At 64.2% G+C, this 20,294-nt stretch carries 16 protein-coding genes, 1 tRNA gene and 1 pseudogene; 13 read left to right on the plus strand and 5 right to left on the minus strand.

Annotation, left to right across the window (positions count from 1 at the left end; genetic code table 11):
• The first annotated feature begins 258 nt into the window (after positions 1 to 258).
• Positions 259 to 963, plus strand: coding sequence for a Crp/Fnr family transcriptional regulator (locus IB267_RS12985; protein ID WP_043618891.1), 705 nt, complete (start codon positions 259 to 261; stop codon positions 961 to 963).
• A 5-nt stretch (positions 964 to 968) separates the two neighbouring features.
• Complete coding sequence (locus IB267_RS12990; protein WP_192447972.1) at positions 969 to 2,831, plus strand: CHASE2 domain-containing protein; 1,863 nt, start codon at positions 969 to 971, stop codon at positions 2,829 to 2,831.
• 35 nt (positions 2,832 to 2,866) lie between these two features.
• On the opposite strand, the gene IB267_RS12995 is transcribed toward IB267_RS12990, so the two are convergent.
• Positions 2,867 to 3,490: a FecR family protein gene (locus tag IB267_RS12995; RefSeq protein ID WP_192448317.1), complete on the minus strand. Its 624-nt coding sequence runs from the start codon at positions 3,488 to 3,490 to the stop codon at positions 2,867 to 2,869.
• A 215-nt stretch (positions 3,491 to 3,705) separates the two neighbouring features.
• On the opposite strand from IB267_RS12995, the pseudogene IB267_RS33880 reads away from it, so the two are divergent.
• Positions 3,706 to 4,251, plus strand: a pseudogene (locus tag IB267_RS33880) (sel1 repeat family protein); the annotation flags it as partial.
• The gene (locus tag IB267_RS33885; protein WP_371742541.1) at positions 4,252 to 4,566 is read left to right on the plus strand and encodes a tetratricopeptide repeat protein; all 315 of its coding nucleotides are present in this window, start codon (positions 4,252 to 4,254) and stop codon (positions 4,564 to 4,566) included. It abuts the pseudogene before it with no gap.
• Between the two features lie 87 nt (positions 4,567 to 4,653).
• Here IB267_RS33885 and IB267_RS13005 read toward each other — a convergent pair whose 3' ends face one another.
• On the minus strand, positions 4,654 to 5,688 hold the full coding sequence (locus IB267_RS13005) for a proline racemase family protein (protein ID WP_034797259.1): 1,035 nt from the start codon (positions 5,686 to 5,688) through the stop codon (positions 4,654 to 4,656).
• 200 nt (positions 5,689 to 5,888) lie between these two features.
• Here IB267_RS13005 and IB267_RS13010 point away from each other — a divergent pair, with 200 nt between their 5' ends.
• The 8 genes from IB267_RS13010 to IB267_RS13045 all read left to right on the plus strand — a co-directional run bounded on the left by IB267_RS13010 (position 5,889) and on the right by IB267_RS13045 (position 15,186).
• Positions 5,889 to 6,695: a phosphodiesterase gene (locus IB267_RS13010; RefSeq protein WP_192447974.1), complete on the plus strand. Its 807-nt coding sequence runs from the start codon at positions 5,889 to 5,891 to the stop codon at positions 6,693 to 6,695.
• A 41-nt stretch (positions 6,696 to 6,736) separates the two neighbouring features.
• The gene (locus IB267_RS13015) at positions 6,737 to 7,051 is read left to right on the plus strand and encodes a YkgJ family cysteine cluster protein (protein WP_043618902.1); all 315 of its coding nucleotides are present in this window, start codon (positions 6,737 to 6,739) and stop codon (positions 7,049 to 7,051) included.
• A 186-nt stretch (positions 7,052 to 7,237) separates the two neighbouring features.
• Positions 7,238 to 10,945, plus strand: a complete 3,708-nt coding sequence (gene putA / locus IB267_RS13020; protein WP_192447975.1) for a trifunctional transcriptional regulator/proline dehydrogenase/L-glutamate gamma-semialdehyde dehydrogenase — start codon at positions 7,238 to 7,240, stop codon at positions 10,943 to 10,945.
• 364 nt (positions 10,946 to 11,309) lie between these two features.
• Positions 11,310 to 11,894: a YigZ family protein gene (locus IB267_RS13025; protein ID WP_192447976.1), complete on the plus strand. Its 585-nt coding sequence runs from the start codon at positions 11,310 to 11,312 to the stop codon at positions 11,892 to 11,894.
• A 191-nt stretch (positions 11,895 to 12,085) separates the two neighbouring features.
• Complete coding sequence (locus IB267_RS13030) at positions 12,086 to 13,072, plus strand: aldo/keto reductase (protein ID WP_192447977.1); 987 nt, start codon at positions 12,086 to 12,088, stop codon at positions 13,070 to 13,072.
• A 40-nt stretch (positions 13,073 to 13,112) separates the two neighbouring features.
• Positions 13,113 to 13,544 (plus strand): DUF1810 domain-containing protein, encoded by a 432-nt coding sequence (locus IB267_RS13035; protein WP_192447978.1) that lies wholly within the window; start codon positions 13,113 to 13,115, stop codon positions 13,542 to 13,544.
• 371 nt (positions 13,545 to 13,915) lie between these two features.
• Positions 13,916 to 14,311, plus strand: coding sequence for a MerR family transcriptional regulator (locus IB267_RS13040; RefSeq protein ID WP_210335835.1), 396 nt, complete (start codon positions 13,916 to 13,918; stop codon positions 14,309 to 14,311).
• A 206-nt stretch (positions 14,312 to 14,517) separates the two neighbouring features.
• Complete coding sequence (locus IB267_RS13045; RefSeq protein ID WP_192447979.1) at positions 14,518 to 15,186, plus strand: hypothetical protein; 669 nt, start codon at positions 14,518 to 14,520, stop codon at positions 15,184 to 15,186.
• Between the two features lie 235 nt (positions 15,187 to 15,421).
• Here the strand turns inward: IB267_RS13045 and IB267_RS13050 are convergent.
• The 3 genes from IB267_RS13050 to IB267_RS13060 all read right to left on the minus strand — a co-directional run bounded on the left by IB267_RS13050 (position 15,422) and on the right by IB267_RS13060 (position 19,745).
• Positions 15,422 to 15,498, minus strand: a tRNA-Arg gene (locus tag IB267_RS13050).
• 319 nt (positions 15,499 to 15,817) lie between these two features.
• Positions 15,818 to 17,299, minus strand: coding sequence for a HAMP domain-containing sensor histidine kinase (locus tag IB267_RS13055; RefSeq protein ID WP_192447980.1), 1,482 nt, complete (start codon positions 17,297 to 17,299; stop codon positions 15,818 to 15,820).
• 442 nt (positions 17,300 to 17,741) lie between these two features.
• Positions 17,742 to 19,745, minus strand: coding sequence for a methyl-accepting chemotaxis protein (locus tag IB267_RS13060; RefSeq protein ID WP_192447981.1), 2,004 nt, complete (start codon positions 19,743 to 19,745; stop codon positions 17,742 to 17,744).
• A gap of 397 nt (positions 19,746 to 20,142) precedes the next feature.
• On the opposite strand from IB267_RS13060, the gene rpmH reads away from it, so the two are divergent.
• Complete coding sequence (gene rpmH / locus IB267_RS13065; RefSeq protein ID WP_077962533.1) at positions 20,143 to 20,277, plus strand: 50S ribosomal protein L34; 135 nt, start codon at positions 20,143 to 20,145, stop codon at positions 20,275 to 20,277.
• Positions 20,278 to 20,294 lie beyond the last annotated feature (17 nt).

Genomic DNA, 20,294 nt, shown 5'->3' on the forward strand with positions numbered 1-20,294 from the left:
GCTCCTGTGAGAAACGGTTGTTGACTACAGAAGTATCAGCATTCTCAAAATCATCTAGCCGCTCCGCAAGCGACAGATCGTTCACAAAAATGAAACGCCTACGACCCATCGTCAACCTTCTACCGACCGGTTCTCGACGCAGAACTGCAAGGCAATGCGGGACCACAACGACGGCGCGCCGTTCTTTTCTGTTGCAAGGACGCAGCGGCTGAGCAAAGAATTTCGGCGCGGCTGGGGAACGCCGCGCGGGGGCATGACATGAACGAAATCAACCGGAGCCCGACATTCTGGCGCTCGTTTCCGATTTTTGAAGAATTCGACAAGAGCACGATTGCCGAGCTTGCGGATATCGCAACCTACCGGAAGTGGCCGGCCGGCACCGTGATCTTCCAGCGCGGCGATGAAGGCAATTACATGATTGTCGTCATCTCTGGGCGCATCAAGCTGTCACTGATCACGCCGCAGGGACGCGAGCTCATGCTGCGCCAGCACGAAGCGGGCGCGATCTTCGGCGAGATGGCCGTGCTCGACGGCCAGACCCGTTCGGCCGATGCGACGACCATGACCGCGTCCGAAGGCTATGTGATCGGCAAAAAGGCCTTTCTCGATATCGTCACCAATCGCCCGGAAGCGGCCGAAGCGGTCATCCGCTTTCTCTGTGCCCAGCTTCGCGACACGACCGAGCGGCTGGAAACTATCGCGCTTTACGACCTCAACGCCCGGGTGGCGCGCTTCTTCCTCGCGACGCTCCGGCAGATCCACGGCAACGAATTGCCGGAAAGCGCCAATCTGAGGCTGACCATGAGCCAGACGGATATCGCCGGCGTGCTCGGCGCCAGCCGGCCAAAGGTGAACCGCGCCATCCAATGGCTGGAGGAAAGCGGCGCGATCAAGCGCAACGAAGGCATCATCGCTTGCAAGGTCGGCCGCCTGCAGAGCATTGCCGACCCCGAGGAGGACTAGTCCGTATGGTCGCTGAGCAGCGCCGGCGTTTGCGTTTCACGCCGCTTGCCGGCGGTTGCCTCACGAGCCTGCTTGCGGCCATAGCGCTCTATCTCTACGCCGGACCTCTGTTCGAAACCCAGCGCGAGTTGTTCTTCGACAGTCTGACGCAATGGGTTCCGGCACCCCAGTCCCCTGATATCATCGTCGTCGACATCGACAGGCAGGCCCACCAGTCGCGCCCGTCGGGCGAATGGGACCGGGCAGCGACCGCCGAGCTTCTGTCGCAGCTCGCGACCGCGGGCGCCAAGGTGATTGCGGTCGACTTCGTCTTCAGCGCCGATTGTAACTCGACCTCCGACGGCAACCCGGCGCTTGCTGCAGCACTCTCGAAGACCGCCGTCGTGCTTGGTTTCCTCGTTGCCGATACGGTACAGGAGCGGCCGCGTCCCGTGCCGCCGCTGGCGCTCAGCCGTCCCTTCACCGCACCCGAACTGTGGTTTCTCGACGGCGCCGAAACCTCGTGCCCGGCCTTCATGGACCAAGCGAGCGCGGCGGCCGCCTCGTTTCTCGTCGGCGACGAGGATGCGCGCATACGCCGGGTTCAGGCCTATGCCATCCTCGGCAACGACGCCTATCCGACGCTGGCGATCGAAGCGACCCGGCAGATGCGGGGCGGTGGCACGCCCATCCTCGGCGGCCAGCCGGCCTGGGTGCGCATCGACGGGCAAACGATCTTGCTCGACGACACCGGTAGCCTGCGTTTCGTCGCAAGCCCGCAGGAGCGGCTGAGCGAACGCACGGTTTCGGCGGCCGACGTCCTGTCCGGCAAAGCTTCGGCGGAACGCTTCGCCGGCAAGCTCGTGCTGATCGGAAGCAGCCTGCCAAGCCTCGGGGGCCTCAGGCCGAGCGCTTCGATGCCGCTCGAACCCTCGGTGCAGATCCACGCCGACATCGCCAATGCGATCCTGACCGGCTTCCTGCCGCAGCGCGACGGCCGACTGCCGCTGGCGGAAGCCGTGGCAGCACTTGTCGCCGGCCTCGGCGTCGCCTTCGCCGCCACCCGCCTGCGCCCGCTGACATCGGCAGCGCTCGGCCTTGGCGCTGTCGCCACCGCCGTGACGGCCGCCGCCGTCATCTACGATGGCAGCGGCTGGCTCATCGACGCCGTCAGCATTTCGATCGCGCTTATTGCCGTCCTTGCGGTGACCAGCGTGCTGCAATTTGCCGAGGTTCGGCGCGCGGAAGCGACGGCCCGGCAGAAGTTTTCGCAATATCTGCCGCAGTCGGTGGTCGCCCGCTACATCGACAATCCCGGACTTGCCCGCATGGCAGGCGAGGAGCGTCAGGTGACCGCGCTCTTTACCGACATCGAGAGCTTTTCCACCCTGTCGCAGAGGCTGAAGCCGCGCGAGCTCATCGCCCTGCTCGACATCTATTTCGCCGAAGTCAACGCGCTGGTGGCCGACCATGGCGGCATGGTCGACAAGGTGGTGGGCGATGCGGTGCACGCGTTCTTCAACGCCCCGGAGGACCTGGCCGATCATGTCGACAGGGCGATCGATTGCGCCAAGGCGATCCACGCGCTGACGGAAGAGATGCGCAGGCGTCCGCAGTTCGCCGCCAACGCTTTCGGCCGGACGCGGATCGGCATCGAGACCGGGCCGGCCGTCGTCGGCGAGGTCGGCGCCGGCGGCAAGCTCGACTACACCGCCCACGGCGACGCGATCAATCTGGCGGCGCGCCTGCAGGAGGCAAACAAGTTTCTCGGCACGGCGATCTGTGTCGGGCCCGCTGCCGCTCAGGAAAGCAAGCGGCCGCTTCGCCCGCTCGGCAGCCACGAGATCCGCGGCTTCTCCATGATGGAACTGTTTACGGTCGCCGACTGACGCGGCGCGCCGGATAATCTCGGTCCGGCGTCAGTTCAACGCGTCAGGCCGACGCTGGCATAGGCTTCCTTGATGCGCGCCTCGCCCCAGTTGACGGGCTCGCTCGGGGCGTCGCCGCGGTGATGAAACTCCACCCCCTGCCCGGCAGAGACGATCTTGGTGACGCCGCCGCGCGCGACCGAAACGCTTCCATGTTCGACGAAGACGGCAAAGGCTGCCCGGCTCGGACCACAGAAGAATTTGGTGCCACGCACGCCGATCATGCCGAAGGCGGTGCGCACAGCCACGTCGACCTTCGGCAGCCCCTCAGGCCGGTCGAAGACCATGCGACCCGTTCCAAGCTCGAGCGTGCCGCCCTGCCCGGCAATGAAACTGTCGACGAGCAGTTCGGTTTCGGCGCCCAGAAGCACGCGCGTATCCGTGCCGAGGTTCAAGGTTGCAAAACTCTCGGCGTTCGTGTGCACGCGGTCGTTCTCAAAAAGCTGGCCGCCGACGGCGAGCGGCTTGTCCTTTTTCGCCTGCCTTAGCCGGACATCGCCGCGGATCTCCGTTGCTTCGCCAAGGGCCGAGTCTGCCCAGGCGGGCGCAGCACCGCGGCCAACTGCCGTCAGCAACAGGCCGCCGACGACGACGCGCCGGCTCACCAGCAACTTGCGCATCGACGCTGCCAGATCATCCATTTGCATCTCTCCCGTTTTGAGCGCTGCCGCCATCCGAGGATAGTCGCGGCGCTCCCGGATGCAAGCGGGGGCGAGGCCGGGCCTGCGGCAATCCTCGTCACTTCGCCAGAGCTTTCGTTGCCGGGCTGTTCCCGCCGGAACAGCCGTCTCCAACGGACAGCGATAAGTTCAGCGTCAAGAGAAGGGAGAGCTTCATGGAAAATCGCAGCGCATCCGGCACCCGCATCATCAACGCCGTATTCCTGGCCGTCGTCAGCTTGCTGGCGGTTGCTGCGATCGCACTTCCTTCAGCCCGCGCCGCCGAGCTTTCCGCAGCCGATGTCTGCGACCGCGAGGCAGGCAGCATCTTCGACCTGCAGCGCAATATGGCCTTCCCGGCCGTTGCCACCGAGGACATCAAGATCGGCGTGGCGCTGTCGGCCTGCCGCGAGGCCTATAACCAGAAGAGTGGCGCCCGCACCGAGTTTCAGCTGGCCCGCGTTCTCGACAAGGCCGGCCAGAAGATCCAGTCGCAGCGCATCCTCGGCGAAGCCGCCGAGCACGGCCATGCGCTCGCCATGACCAACTATGCCGTCCTCGTCGGCGAAGAGGGCGACATCGCAACAGAATTCGCACTGAACCAGAAGGCGGCCGCCGCCGGTAACGTTCTTGCCGCCTACAATCTCGGCGTCTCCTATCGCGACGGCATGGGAACCTCGGTCAACGGCGAACTGGCGATCGCATGGTTCGAACGGGCATCGCTGGCCGGCGACGACGTCGCCGCCTTCAATCTCGCGGTCATCCTGGATGAAGGAAAGCTGGTCGCCGAGGACAACGCCAAGGCCGCGAAGTTCTACCGGCTGGCCGCAGACCGCGGCAATGTCGATGCCATGGTCAATCTCGGCCTGATGCTCGAGAACGGCGAAGGCATCAACAAGGACGTCCCCGCGGCACGGGAAATCTTCCGCAAGGCGGCCAATGAAGGCGATGCGTTTGCCGGCCAGAAGCTCGCCGAACTCAGCGTCAGCGACGGATTTGAGACAGCCATGCTGCCCAAGGCCAGCCGCGTCAAGTAATCGAACACGCCTCCCAAGGGCCACGCGGGTCGGAGATCCCATGATCTTCGGCCCGCGTTTTCGTTTGGAACAGCCCCTAAGAGCCGACTAGCGGATTTCGCCTGCCTGCGGCCCCCAGGTATCGGTCAGCGCGAAGCCATCGGCCAAGGGATCGAACGGGTCGAGCGCCACCTGGTGCAGGCCGAAGGTCCAGCCTCGGCCGGCGATCGTCGGGATGATCGCCTCGCGGCCGGCAACGGTGGTCACACCTTCGAGGCCGACTTCGAACTCCGAACCGATGATGGAGCGTGACTTCAGGACGTCGCCGACCTTCACCTTGCCGCGCGCATGCAGCGTTGCGAGGTTGGCCGAGCTGCCCGTGCCGCAGGGCGAACGATCGACGCGACCCGGCCACATGGTGGTGCAGGTGCGGATCGTGCCGTCGGCCTCGACATCGCGGAACATGACGTAGGCGACGCCCTTGATCTCGGGGATTTCCGGATGGACGACGGGAATGGTGCGGTTGACGATGTCTTTGAGGATCATACCGGCTTCGACGATCTCGCGGGCGTTCGCCTTGTCGATCGTCGTGCCGATCTGGCCGACATCGACCAGGGCGTAGAAGATGCCGCCATAGCAGAGGTCGAGCTTGATCTTGCCCCACTTCGGCGTGTCGACCTCGACATCGAGCTCATGCACGAAGGACGGCACCATGGTCAGCTTCACCTTCTCACAGCGCCCATCGCGGCAGGTGGCGGTTGCCTTGACGAGGCCGGAGGCGGTGTCGAGCATGACGACGGTCTCGGGTTCCTTCATCTCGATGATGCCGGATTCCAGAAGCGCGGTCGTGACGCAGATCGAGTTCGAGCCGGACATGGCGTGCGCCTGGTCGGCCTGCAGGATGATGAAGCCGGCGTCGGCTTCCGGCCGCTTCGGCGGCACCAGCAAGTTGACCGAGCCGATCGAGCCGGAGCGCGGCTCCAGGCACAGGAACCGGCGCAGGCTATCGTCGACCGTATTGATGTGGTTGAGCTGCTCGGCGATCGAGTTGCCCGGGATCTTCGGCACGCCGCCGATCGCGACCTTGCCGATTTCGCCCTCGCAATGAACGTCCAGCAACTGGATCGTGCGCTTCCACCGCATGCCGTTTCTCCAACGCGTTTGCCATCGCCTCAACAGCGATCATGACTGATATATCAGATGCGCCTGCATTACCGCTTTCCGCGGGCGCCCGCAAGAAAAACCGCGAGCCGCTGTTCGTCTGTCGAGCCCAAAGATGCGGCTTGACGCAAGTCCGCCCGCACGACAGCTTGGGCCAATCGGACGCAACCCTCTGGAACTCCATGACAAAGCTGATCATCTTTACCGACCTGCACATGGTGCCCGAGGGCACGACGATCATCGGCCTCGATCCGTATCAGCGGCTGGCCAACGGCATTGCCCATGTCAACCGCTATCATGCGGATGCGGACCGGGTGGTCTTCATGGGCGATCTCACCCACCATGCAGACCATGCGTCCTACCAGCGCCTGAAGCGGCTGATCGATCAGCTGGCGCCGCCGGTCGCCATCACCATCGGCAATCACGACCGGCGCGAGGTGTTCCGCGAGGTCTTTGCCGCTGCAGAGACCGACGAGAACGGCTTCGTGCAGCAGGCTATCGATTTTGCCGACTGCCGTATCCTCCTGATCGATACGCTGTTTGCCCCGCCCTATGATTATCCGACCAGCCATGCGGGTGTGCTTTGCGCCAAGCGGCTCGCCTGGCTCGACAGGCAACTGGCCGATGCCGGCGACCGGCCGGTGCTCATCTTCATGCACCATCCGCCGCACAGGACGGGCTTTAGCGGCATGGACATGATCCGGCTCGCCAACGAGACGGAGTTCTACGACCTCGTCAAACGGCACGGCAATGTGCGGCACATCTTCGCCGGCCATGTGCACCGGACGATCAGTGGCTCCTGCCGCGGCATTCCGTTCTCGGTCTTCAAGAGCCCTGTACACCAGCAGCCGATGCCCTTCGATGCACCCGACGCCTCGCTGTCGGTCGACGAGCCGGCCGCCTATGGCATCGCCGTCGTGACCGACGATGGCGTGCTGGTGCATACGGAGGACTACGAGATCGCCCGCCGAGATGCCGCCATCGCGTAAGGGCCATTTCAGACCGCGGACCTTCATGCTAGTTTGAGGCTATGACCGAACCCGTATCCCTCGACGAAAGCTTCGATTGCCAGAGTTGCGGCGCCTGCTGCGCCTATTCGGCCGACTGGCCGCGTTTCTCGCTGGAGACGGACGAGGAGCTCGACCTGATCCCGGCGGAATATGTGTCCGCCGACCTCGGCGGCATGCGCTGCGAGGACGATCGCTGCTTGGCGCTCAGCGGCAAGCTCGGCGACCATGTCGGCTGCAAGATCTACGCGATCCGGCCGATCGTCTGTCGCACCTGCATGCCCGGCGACGACGAGTGCCTGATGGCCCGCGAGAAGCACTTCGGCAAGGCCGCATAACACCGGATCATCCGGTGATTTTGCGAACATTCCGCATCCTCTGCGGCTCCGCACGCACCGGACGGTGAAACATTCCGCGAAAGATCAAATTTGCCGGATGGATGTACGGCGAAAGGAAGCGTATTTTCCGGCCACGATCGGGCGCGCGCTGCGCCCTTCAAACCGCTTCCCGGAGGATAGCGCTCGATGAGCCAGACACCGCTTTACAAGACCACTGCAGAGACCGGCGCGCCTCAGGCTCCCTTTGCCGAGTTCGCCCCGCCGGTTCGACCGCAGAGCACGCTGCGCCAGGCGATCACCGCCGCCTACCGCCGGCCGGAAACGGAAGCACTGCCGGCACTGGTCGAAGCTGCAACGCTCGACGCGGCCACCCGTTCCGCCGCCGCCAAGACCGCCCGCAAGCTGATCGAGGCGCTGCGCGCCAAGCACAAGGGCTCGGGCGTCGAAGGACTGGTGCAGGAATATTCGCTGTCGAGCCAGGAAGGCGTGGCGCTGATGTGCCTGGCCGAAGCGCTGCTGCGCATCCCGGACACGGCAACCCGTGACGCGCTGATCCGCGACAAGATCGCCGACGGCGACTGGAAGTCGCATATCGGCGGCGGCCGCTCGCTGTTCGTCAACGCCGCCACCTGGGGTCTCGTCGTTACCGGCAAGCTGACCTCGACCGTCAACGACCGCAGCCTTTCCGCCGCCCTCACCCGCCTGATCGCCCGTTGCGGCGAGCCGGTCATCCGCCGCGGCGTCGACATGGCGATGCGCATGATGGGCGAACAGTTCGTCACCGGCGAGACCATCGACGAGGCGCTGCGCCGGTCGCGCGCGCTCGAACAGAAGGGCTTCCGCTACTCCTACGACATGCTCGGCGAAGCGGCGACCACGGCTGCCGATGCAGAGCGCTACTACCGCGACTACGAGCAGGCGATCCACGCCATCGGCAAGGCATCGGCCGGCCGCGGCATCTATGAAGGCCCGGGCATCTCGATCAAGCTTTCGGCCCTTCACCCGCGCTATGCCCGTTCGCAGGCCTCGCGCGTCATGGAAGAGCTGCTGCCGAAGGTGAAGGCCCTTGCCGTCATCGCCAAGAAGTATGACATCGGCCTCAACATCGACGCGGAGGAAGCCGACCGTCTCGAACTTTCGCTCGACCTGCTCGAAGAGCTGTGCCTCGACAAGGACCTCGCCGGCTGGGCCGGCATGGGCTTTGTCGTCCAGGCCTACGGCAAGCGCTGCCCCTACGTGCTCGACTTCATCATCGACCTTGCCCGCCGCGCCGAGCGCCGCGTCATGGTCCGCCTCGTCAAGGGCGCCTATTGGGATGCCGAGATCAAGCGCGCCCAGCTCGACGGCCTGGAAGATTTCCCGGTCTACACGCGCAAGATCTACACCGACGTTTCCTACATCGCCTGCGCCAAGAAGCTCTTGGCTGCGACCGACGTGATCTTCCCGCAGTTTGCCACCCACAACGCCCAGTCGCTCGCCACCATCTACGAAATGGCCGGCAAGGACTTCAAGGTCGGCAAGTACGAGTTCCAGTGCCTGCACGGCATGGGCGAGCCGCTCTATGACGAAGTCGTCGGCAAGGGCAATCTCGACCGTCCCTGCCGCATCTATGCGCCTGTCGGTACGCACGAGACCCTGCTTGCCTATCTCGTTCGTCGCCTGCTCGAAAACGGTGCGAACTCCTCCTTCGTCAACCGCATCGCCGACCCGAAGGTGTCGGTCGACGAACTGATCGCCGATCCGGTCGAGATCGTCCGCGGCATGCCGGTCGTCGGCGCGCCGCACGACCAGATTGCGCTGCCCGACAACCTCTTCGGTGACACGCGCCGCAATTCCGCCGGCCTCGACCTTTCGAACGAAGCGGGCCTGACCTCGCTGACCGCAGCGCTGCAGGCAAGCGCGACGGTCGACTGGAAGGCCGTGCCGCTGCTGGCAACCGGCCCCGCCTCCGGCGAAACCCGCGCTGTCGTCAACCCCGGCGATCATCGCGACGTCGTCGGCTCGGTCACCGAGGCTTCGGAAGCCGACGCCCGCCAGGCAGCGAGCCTTGCCGCCAACGCCGCTGCAAGTTGGGCTGCCGTTTCGCCGGCCGAGCGCGCCGCCTGCCTCATGCGCGCTGCCGACCTGATGCAGGCGCGCATGCCGACCCTGCTCGGCCTGATCTCGCGCGAAGCCGGCAAGTCGCTGCCGAACGCAATCGCCGAAGTGCGCGAGGCGATCGACTTCCTGCGCTATTACGCCGAACAGACGCGCCGCACGCTCGGCCCGGCCCACAAGGCGCTTGGTCCGATCGTCTGCATCAGCCCGTGGAACTTCCCGCTGGCGATCTTCGCCGGCCAGATTGCCGCAGCGCTGGTTGCCGGTAACCCGGTGCTGGCAAAGCCTGCCGAGGAAACGCCGCTGATCGCCGCCGAAGGCGTGCGCATCCTGCACGAGGCCGGCATCCCGGCCGCAGCGCTGCAGCTGCTGCCCGGCGACGGCCGCATTGGTGCCGCACTGGTCGCAGCTCCTGAAATCGCCGGCGTGATGTTCACCGGCTCGACCGAAGTCGCCCGCCTGATCCAGGCGCAGCTTGCCGACCGGCTGTCGCCGGTCGGCCGGCCGATCCCGCTGATTGCCGAGACCGGCGGCCAGAACGCCATGATCGTCGACAGCTCGGCGCTTGCCGAACAGGTCGTCGGCGACGTCATCGCCTCGGCCTTCGACAGCGCCGGCCAGCGCTGCTCGGCGCTGCGCGTGCTCTGCCTGCAGGAAGACGTCGCTGACCGCACGCTTTCGATGCTGAAGGGCGCGCTGCACGAACTGAAGATCGGCCGCACGGACCGGCTCTCGGTCGACGTCGGCCCTGTCATCACCGCCGAAGCCAAGGGCATTATCGAGAAGCACATCGAGACGATGCGCGGTCTCGGCCGCAAGGTCGAACAGATCGGCCCTGCCTCCGGCACCGAACAGGGCACCTTCGTGCCGCCGACGATCATCGAGCTCGACAAGCTCTCCGACTTGAAGCGCGAAGTCTTCGGTCCGGTGCTGCATGTCATTCGCTACCGCCGCGACGATCTCGACCGGCTGATCGACGACATCAACGCCACCGGCTACGGCCTGACCTTCGGCCTGCACACGCGCCTCGACGAGACGATTGCCCACGTCACCTCGCGGGTGAAGGCGGGCAACCTCTATGTCAACCGCAACGTCATCGGCGCCGTCGTCGGCGTTCAGCCGTTCGGCGGGCGCGGACTCTCGGGCACCGGCCCGAAGGCCGGCGGCCCGCTCTATCTCGGCCGCCTCGTCGCCACCGCCCCGGTTCCGCCGCAGCACAGCTCGGTTCACACCGATCCGGCGCTGCTCGACTTTGCCAAGTGGCTCGACGGCAAGGGCGCCAAGGCGGAAGCCGAAGCCGCCCGCACCGCCGGCAGCAACTCGGCCCTCGGCCTTGCCTCCGAGCTTCCGGGCCCGGTCGGCGAGCGCAACCTCTATGCGCTGCATCCGCGTGGCCGCGTACTTCTGGTTCCGGCGACGGAAACCGGTCTCTACCACCAGCTGGGTGCCGCCCTTGCCACCGGCAACACCGTCGTCGTCGACGCGGCCTCCGGCCTGCAGGCTTCGCTGAAGGATTTGCCGGCGAGCGTCTCCGCACGCCTCACCTGGTCCAAGGACTGGGCGGCAGACGGTCCGTTTGCAGGCGCGCTTGTCGAAGGTGACGGCGCCCGGGTGCGCGAGGTCAGCAAGACGATCTCCGGCCTTCCGGGCCCGCTCGTTCTCGTCCAGGCGGCTTCCACCGAAGAAATCGGCAAGAACCCCGACGCCTATTGCCTGAACTGGCTGCTCGAGGAGGTCTCGACCTCGATCAACACGGCCGCTGCCGGCGGCAATGCCAGCCTGATGGCGATCGGCTGATCGAAACCGATCACACGACAAGAATGCCTCTCCCGAACGCGGGAGAGGCGATGAAGAAACAGGGGCATCATCCGGCGGTAACGGCCGTCCCCTCTCCACCTCATCCCCTGTGCCCCATCACGGGGATCCAGCCGCGCCGCGTCGGCGGCGCGAAAAACATGCCCCAGTACATAAAGAGTCTTCTCACGGCGCAGACGCGCCGTGAGTGGAATCCTGTGACAGGCACAGGAATGGCGCGGGAGAGGCATGCGGGCCTCATTACTTTAGCGGGCGATTAGCGCCGACCGGACCCGCACAGCCCCCAAACCAAGGTAGCGCCCTCCCCCGCAATCCGTTATCAGCTTCTCAAGAAACGGAAGCAGCCATGTTCACCCTCAAGCGCATCGAAACGGCAAACCAGGACGTCAAGAAAAGCCGCTTTCTGGCCTTTGCCGCGCCCATTGCCGACGAACAGGCTGCGAAAGACTTCCTCGCCTATCATTCCGATCCCACCGCCAACCACAATTGCTGGGCATGGCGCATCGGCCAGGCCTATCGCTTCAGCGACGACGGCGAGCCGAGCGGCACGGCCGGCAAGCCGATCCTTGCGGCCATAGACGGCCAGGAACTCGACCGCGTCGCCGTCGTGGTCACCCGCTGGTTCGGCGGCATTCTGCTGGGCAGCGGCGGCCTGGTGCGCGCCTATGGCGGCACAGCGGCGCTCTGCCTTCGCGCCGCGGAAAAGATCGAGATGATCGAAACCGTGCGCGCAACTGTCGCCGTCGACTTTTCCGACATGGCGCTGATCAAGGCGCGGCTTCTTGCCCGCGACGTCACCATCGTCAACGAGAGCTTCACGGACAAAGGCCCGGTTCTGAGCGTAGACCTGCGCAAGGATGAGGCGGAGGCGATCCTCGCCATGGTCGTCGATCTCAGCCGCGGCAAGGCAGTGGTATCGCTCGACGACTAACGCCCGGCGCGCTCGCGGACCTAACCTCCTATCGAAATCGCGTTTCTTGATCGGGCACCTGCGACAGCATTGAGAAAATATGTGCGCGGTTTCCCGCTCCACATCTCGCTCTAATTTACGCGATCAGATCAGTCATAATAGAAGTGCTCCACCCAGCGTATGTTCGATGACGCACAACAGGAGACAGCACCATGCAGACGAGAGTTCTTGGCAAGACCGGCGCAACCATATCCGAGATCGGCTTCGGCGCCTGGCAAATTGGCGGCTCCTGGGGAGATGTCAGCGAGGCGGACGGCAAGCGGGCGCTCAATGCGGCGCTCGATGCTGGCGTCACCTTTGTCGATACGGCCGACGTTTATGGCGACGGCCGCTCCGAAAAGATCATTGCAGCGGTGTTGAAGGAACGCGGTGGCGACAAGCCCTTCGTCGCGACCAAGGCCGGCCGCCGGCTGAGCCCGCATGTGACCGAAGGCTATACGGGCGAAAACATCGAGGCCTTCATCGATCGCAGCCTTACCAATCTCGGCGTCGAGACGCTCGACCTGGTACAGCTCCATTGCCCGCCGACCGAAGTCTATTATCGGCCGGAGCTGTTCGGCGCGCTCGACCGGCTCGTAGCCAAGGGCAAGATCCGCCACTACGGCGTCTCGGTCGAAAAGGTCGAGGAAGCGCTGAAGGCGATCGAATATCCCGGCGTTGCGACCGTGCAGATCATCTACAACATCTTCCGCCAGCGCCCGCACGAGCTGTTCTTCGCGGAAGCACAGAAAAAGAACGTTGGCGTCATCGTGCGCGTGCCGCTTGCCTCCGGTCTGCTTTCGGGCAAGATCAACCGCGAAACCGCCTTTGCCGCAGACGACCACCGCAACTTCAACCGCCATGGCGAAGCCTTCGATGTCGGCGAGACCTTTGCCGGCGTGCCGTTCGAAGCGGCGCTGGAAGCCGTCGAGCAGCTTCGCCCGCTCACGCCTCAGGGCGTGCCTATGGCGCAGTTTGCGCTACGCTGGATCCTCGAGCAGCAGGCGGTCTCCGTGGTGATCCCGGGCGCCCGCAACGAGGCGCAGGCGCAAGCCAACGCGGCCGCCAGCGCGCTTGCCGCCATCGACGACGACACGAAGGCGGCGATTGCAGCGGTTTACGAGCGGCTGGTGAAGGTTCATGTTCATCACCGCTGGTAACTGACGCCTCGCCGACGGGGCGGCCAAGGGAGGTGCTGCGATGACCGACCCCTTCGACCTGCAACGGTTTGTCGACGCTCAGGACCGCGTCTATGCCGCGGTCTTCGATGAACTCGGGAATGGCCAAAAGCGAACCCACTGGATGTGGTTTGTCTTCCCACAGCTTGCCGGCCTTGGCCATTCGCCGATGGCACAGCGCTATGCGATCTCCGGGCTCGACGAAGCGTCGGCCTATCTCGCCCACCCGGTGCTCGGCCCCAGGCTGCGTGAATGCACCGAGCGCGCCAATGCGGTTGCGGGCAGATCGGCCCACGACATTTTCTCAAGCCCCGATGACATGAAGTTCCGGTCATCGATGACCCTGTTTGCCGAGGTCGAGAAAGACGGGGGGCCGTTCGGAGTGGCGCTTGCGCGCTATTTCGCGGGAGAGAAGGATCGGCGCACTATGGAAATCCTGGCGCAGCGGCGTTGATGCCGGCGTTCAAGCGCTCAGGAAGCGCGCTTCGGCGACCCTCAGAGGTTGGGTGTCGAATTGATCAGGAAGAACAGGATCATGAAGGCACAAACCGAAAGGCCAGCAACAATCACCAGCAGTTCTTTCATCATATAGCGATACATCGGCACCTCCTTTCCTCGAGCGGCCCCTTCCTCCTTCATATAGGAAGCCGCTGGACCGATTTTCACACTTCGGCGTCAAAAGATCGTGAACCCGCCGGTGCTTTCGTGATCGGGTCTTGATCGTAGCAACCCGGCCCGTTCGCCGCAGCAACACCGCTCACGAGAAGCGTAAATCATTATATACTAACATATATTATTGTCTCCTAATCCTTTCGAAGGGCGGCGTTGCCGGAACTGACCCGGCGCCTGAAGCCCCACCGGTCGGAACGGGCCGGCGTCAGCCAGCGCACGATCCATTATTACGAGCGGCTGGGCCTGGTGAAGCCGGCCGAGCGCGAAGGGGCCGGCTACCGCTACTATGACGAAACCGCCGCGAAACGGCTGGAAAAGATCGCGGCGCTGAAGCGTCTCGGTCTCAGCCTCGACGAGATCGCCGCAGTCATCCACCTCTATTTCGAGGACGCAAGCGGCATCCGGGGCAAGGAGCGCGTGCTGGAAATCCTGCAGGCACAGCTCGACAAGACGAATGCCCAACTCGACGAACTCTCGACATTCAAACGGGACCTCGAAAACAACATCACCCGCATGCACGGGCTGATCGCCGAGGCGCGGCGAAGGTAAACGCGGCACGAACGGGATTTGGCACATACTAAATCTACACCTGACGTCAGGTTTCATTCATAGATCCACGTGCCCCGCCAGCTCCCTGCCGGCACTCCGCTTCCGTTGTCGGCAACATCCGCCTCTCAAGTGCCCCCTCGGCGATCCGCGATCGGTTTCATGACCACCTACCGCCTCCCCCAAACCACACAAAAGGAGCTCTGGACATGCCGCATAGACGCCCTCTCGCGGTCCTCGTCGCCCTTGGCCTTGCCGCCGGCACGGCAACCGCAAACATGGCCTTCGCAGTGAGGCCCGCTGCAGCCGACAGCGCTCGACCCGCCACCATCGGCGCCTTCATGCCCGCCGGTTACCGCGAGGCGGGCCGCCGTGCCGCCGTCGTCGACGGTGAAGCCGCGGAACTCGTCCGCTACGCGCGCGCCGACGGGCGCAATGCAACGCTCGGCGCCGAGCATTTCAGCACCGTCATCGCCGACGATGGCCGCATCAAGGGCTTTGCCCGGATCGACCTGGATCTGGTCGGCCGCCCGTTGTCGACCCGCGAGGACGCGCAGGTAATCGCCATGGATTTCCTGCGCGAGGCAGCGCCAGACCTTCTGCCCGGAATGAGGGTCAGTTGGATCGACCCGCATGACGAACCCCTGCGGGTTGCCCGCAACGGCCGCAGCGAAGACCTGACCCTCACGGGCATGAAGGTCAAGATGCGCAACCAGGCCGACGGCCTCTGGATGGGGGTCATCGTCGGCGCGGACCGAAAGGTCATTGTGTTCGAGCGCGACATTCACTGGATCAGCTTTCCCGGCCGCCGCGGAACGGAAAAGTGGCTTCACGATGCCTGGCTCGTCGAGAAGGGCTACAGCGTAGGCCAATCCTGAGCGATCAACCGGACTAGGCGAACGCGATTCTTCAGGATCGAGCGCTGCTTGCTTCGGATCCCGTGAAGCAACGTAGCGGCGATTCACCAGCCGCGAGCCTGGCCCACGGAACACTGCAAACGAAAGACACTTGAGGGATGTGAGAGGCGCGTCGCGAAACGCAAGGTCGCGACGCGCGACCCAAGGTGGGATCCGAACAACCGGATCTAGACATCATCTATGTCATTGAAAAGAATGGCGCACCCGAAGAGATTCGAACTCCTGACCCCCAGATTCGTAGTCTGGTGCTCTATCCAGCTGAGCTACGGGTGCTTTTGCCTGAAGCGGTCGAACCGCTTGCGTGAGCGGTTCTCTAAAGGGTCCTTTCGGGGATTGCAAGCGCCGTTCTGTAAAAATTTTCTTTTTTACGACGACATGTCCGCTTTGCTGTGGACGGAGGCGGCCGCGCCGGCGCTGAACCCGCTGGAAAGCAAGGGATGCCGCCGCAGGACCCGACTGCAGAAAATAATTGAGGGGTGCCCCTGCGCCGCCCGTACGCCGGGCGAGCCGCGCGCCGTGGCCGGGCAGATCCTGCCCAAACACGGAATCATCAGGGGCCACGGCTGACACCCAGGAGGGTGAATGTGCGGCTCTAGTGGCGGAACTTCGAACGGAAGGCGTCGAGCGGCACCGGGCGGTCGGGCAGTTCGATGCGAAACAGCGTGCCGGGCGTCGGCTTCTCGACGAGGGCGATGGTGCCGCCATGGGCAAGCACAAGCTCGCGCGCGATCGCCAGCCCAAGTCCGGTGCCGCCTGAGCGCGCCGAGCCGCGGAAAGCAGCAAACAGGTTCTCCCGCGCCTTGGGCGGCATGCCGGGGCCAGTGTCGTCCACGGAAATGGTGACGACACTGCCGATGCGCATGGCGGAGACGACAACGGCGCGTGGGCGCCCGTCCTCGGGTTCGTGATTGGTCAGCGCCTGCACAGCGTTCCGGCAGATATTGTGCACCACCCGGAAGAGCTGCTCGCTGTCGGCGTCGACTTCGAGGTCGTCTTGCATCTGGATCTGGAAATCGATGCCGGATTGCGGATCGATCGCCAGCAGTTCGGCGACATCGGAGACCAGCGGCTTCAGCGCGACGAAGCGCCGATGCGGCTCGGCCTCGGTGGTGCGACCGTAGGACAGAACTTCGCGGGTGTAGCCGACGGCGCGGTCGATGGTGCGCAACAGGGTCGGCGCGAAGCGCTTGACGACAGGATCGTCCACATCGGCCAGCCGGTCGGAAATCAGTTGCGCCGAGGACAGGATGTTGCGCATGTCGTGGTTGATCTTCGACACCGCGAGCCCGAGTTCGGCCAGGCTCTTCTGCTGCTTCAGCGTCTTTTGCAGTTCGCGCTGCATGCTGGCGAGATGCTGGCCGGCGACGGCGAGTTCGTCGTGGCCCTGCGGCGGCACGAGTACGCGGGCGGGATCGGCCGGGTCGTTGGAAAAGTCCTGCATGTTCGCCGTCATCCGCCGGATCGGCGCGATCAGCATGCGGTTGATGGCAAGAAAGATCAGCGCCGCGGTGATCAGCGAAATGATAAGCGACAGGACAAAGACATTGCGCGAGTAGACGAGCATCGCCTTGCGCAGGCTCGCATCCTTCATCAGGAGCTCGATCGTCGCATCGCTTTCGCCAAGCGGACCATAGACGCGGATCACGCGGTCGCCGCCGAAAAGCAGCGTGTCGAAGGCATCGCGGATGGCCGCAACGGCGGTGGAATTGGCGACGTCGTATTCACCCTGGATCTCAAGCGGCATGTCGGTCAGCGCGATCATGCGCGAGGCATCCTTGCGCCGGATGACGATCGCCTTGGTGCCGGTCGCCATCAGCGTGTCCTTCTGCACGCTGCGCGGCAGCTCGACATTCTGCAGGCCGTCGACGACGACGGCTGCGGCCGCTGCCGTATTCAGCCGATCCTCGAGCCAGCGGATACGCATGGTGGCAACGGACGGAGCGAAAATAAGCACTTCGGCCAGCATGACGAAAACGATGGTCAACAGCAGCAGCTTGCCAGATAGACCGCGGAAAAACCCGGCACTGGTTCTCAATGCCTCGCCTGCCTTCGCCGGACGTGTTTCTTCCGTCATGCCTTAAAAACTTTCCTGCCCGTCAACCAAAACGCCTGGGACCCCGTATGAACATCCGGGCCATGGGGCATCGCGCCTGAAGCGCATAATAGGAGATGGCCGCCGTTTTTCCAATCGCAGACGGACTTTAGAGGGTGCGGCATAGGCGCGGCCATCTCTCCGTCTCCTGCCGTCGATCATGACCAAGGATCGCATCCCGTTCATCTTCCTCCCCTTGCATCGCCGAAGCAAATCTCGGCACACCGCCGCCTCGGCTCGACCTACCTGCACAGAATTGGCATCGATGTAAGTCACCCAGGGAACAGTTCGCGTGGCGCCGTTGCGGACGACGACGACAGCCCTGCCCATGATCAGGGGCAAGTCTTGATGGCTTCAAAAGCAGAAAGCCCGCGGCGCCTTGTGGCACCGCGGGCTCCAATCACCTGGCGAGGCAAGCCGCCGATCAGAACTCTTCCCAATCGTCCTTGGCGGCCGCCGCAGCGGCGCCGCCGCCGCCAAAGGCGCGGGCGACGTTGCCCATCATGCGCCGCGCCGGCGATGCGACCGGCTGGGCCGTCTCGCGGGCCACGGCGATCGGCCGCGCGGCAACATGGTCGACCTTGAAGTAGGCGATCAGGCTGGCGAGATTGTTGGCTTCGCCGGAGAGCTTGTGGGTTGCGGCATTCGCCTCTTCCACCATGGCAGCGTTCTGCTGGGTCACCTGGTCCATCTGGTTGACGGCGGTGCTGACTTCGCTGAGGCCTGTCGACTGTTCGCGTGCGGCGGTCGCGATCGAGTGGATGTGGTCGTTGATTTTCAGGACCCGTTCCTCGATCTCGCCAAGCGCCGAACCGGTCTCCTGCACCAGGCGGACACCGGTTGCTACTTCGCTGCCGGACTTGGAGATCAGCGACTTGATGTCCTTGGCAGCACTTGCGGCGCGCTGGGCGAGCTCGCGCACTTCCTGCGCGACGACGGCGAAGCCCTTGCCCGCGTCACCTGCTCGGGCCGCCTCGACCCCGGCGTTCAGCGCCAGGAGGTTGGTCTGGAAAGCGATTTCGTCGATCACGTTGGTGATCTGGCCGATTTCGCTCGAGGCCTGCTCGATCCGGCCCATGGCGTCGACGGCGTTGCGCACGACGGCTGCCGACTGCGCGGCGCTGTGCTTGGCCTCGTTGACCATGACGGTCGCTTCCTGCGCCCGCTCGGTGGAGCTCTTGACGGCGACCGTGATCTGATCGAGCGCGGCAGACGTTTCCTCAAGGGCGGCGGCCTGCTGTTCCGTCCGCTTCGACAGATCGTCGGCGGCCGAACGCAGCTCGGACGAATTGCCGTTGATCGAGTCGGTCGTCACACGGACCTCGCGCAGCGTCTTTTGCAGCGTGGAGAGCGTCTCGTTGACGTTCTTCTGCAGCTCGGCGAAGGCGCCCTGGTAGTGGCCGTTCATGCTCTGGGTCAGGTCCCCGGCCGCAAGGCTCGCGATCACCCGGCGGGTTTCGGCGATACCGGCATCGACGCTGCCGACCAGCTCGTTGACGCTGCCAGCAAAGCGGTTGAGGTCGTCGTTCTCGTAGTCCTTGCCGATGCGCTTGGTGAAATCGCCGGCGGCGGCGGCCGCAACGACGACACCGATGCTCGACTGCAGGTCGGCGCTCTTTTCACGCAACACCGCTTCCTGCGCATTGAGGTCGCGCACGGCCAGGCCGTTCTGCTTGAAGACCTGCACGGCTTCGGCCATTTCGCCTATCTCGTCCGTGCGGCCCACGAAGGGCACGTCTGCGGTGAGATCGCCGCCAGCCAGTTGCTTCATCTTGCCGGTCAACTCGAGGATCGGACGGCTCAGATGGTTGGTGGCGATATAGAATGCCGCGCCTATGCCGGCGATGAGGCCAAGGCCAGCGATAGCAAGAATCGTGATGATCACGCCGCGCTCGAAGACAGCAACGTCAGCCGTCACGACTTCAAGCGTCTTCAGGTTGATGTCGACGACGCCGTCGATCTGCTCCTGGAACGCCTTGCGGTTGGCGCGATTGGCGTCAGTATTGCCCTGCTCGTTGGCAGCCTGCGGCGAAACTTCCTCGCCAAGACGGGCGGTCTCGACGCGGAAAGCCTTGAACTCCGCGGCGCGCGCGACCAGCGTGTCGAAGGAGGCCATGGTTTCAGCCGGGATCAGCAGGCGCCACTCGGCGAGCAGCGTATCGATCTTGTCGAGATTCTTGCGAATGCCTTCGGCGAAGGGCTTTGCCTTCTCAAGGGTCGGGGCGGCATAAATGCCACGCGATTCCATCACCACCGCGGTCACCAGGCGGTTGAGGCGCTCGGCATTGAAGGCGCGCTCCGCAACGTTCTCGTACTGATGGAATTTTTCGTTGTATTTGTTGACCGCCACCAGCGACATGCCGGTCACAGCGATCGCCAGCATGCTCATGATGCCGACGATTAGATTGATCTTTCCGCGTATTTTCATCCCGACCTCCACGGAGTGACGAGAGCGTCCGATTATCGGACATGCCGCCGCCCCATATGCACCGGGAAGACCCTAAAATAGGCGTGGTTAATAAAGCTCGTCGGCCTCGACCGGCATTCTGGGGAGATCCAGTTAGGGCTCCCTTTACCAATCTCGGCTAGTTGACCTTCCTTTTCGCGGTCCGACGGATCGCCATTGGCGGGTGCACCGGCGCTTTTTGCGGCGCTGTCGCCACTGAATCGCCGCCCGCAATTGACTTTCCGGGAAAATTCCCCTTATAAGCCGCCCACGTCCGGTCAAGCCCTCCTGCCCGAAATGGCGGAGCCATGTCCGATAACGTAAACGCTCCTTGCTACACGCAAACCCAAGAAGGGCCGCACACCGCGGTATTAAATAAATGAAGCGTACTTACCAACCGTCCAAGCTTGTCCGCAAGCGTCGCCACGGCTTCCGTTCGCGTATGGCTACCAAGGGTGGCCAGAAGGTCCTCGCAGCCCGCCGGGCTCGTGGCCGCAAGCGTCTTTCGGCTTAAGCCGAAACTGCCCGAAA

Source organism: Ensifer sp. ENS09, assembly GCF_014852425.1.
GTDB lineage: Bacteria > Pseudomonadota > Alphaproteobacteria > Rhizobiales > Rhizobiaceae > Ensifer.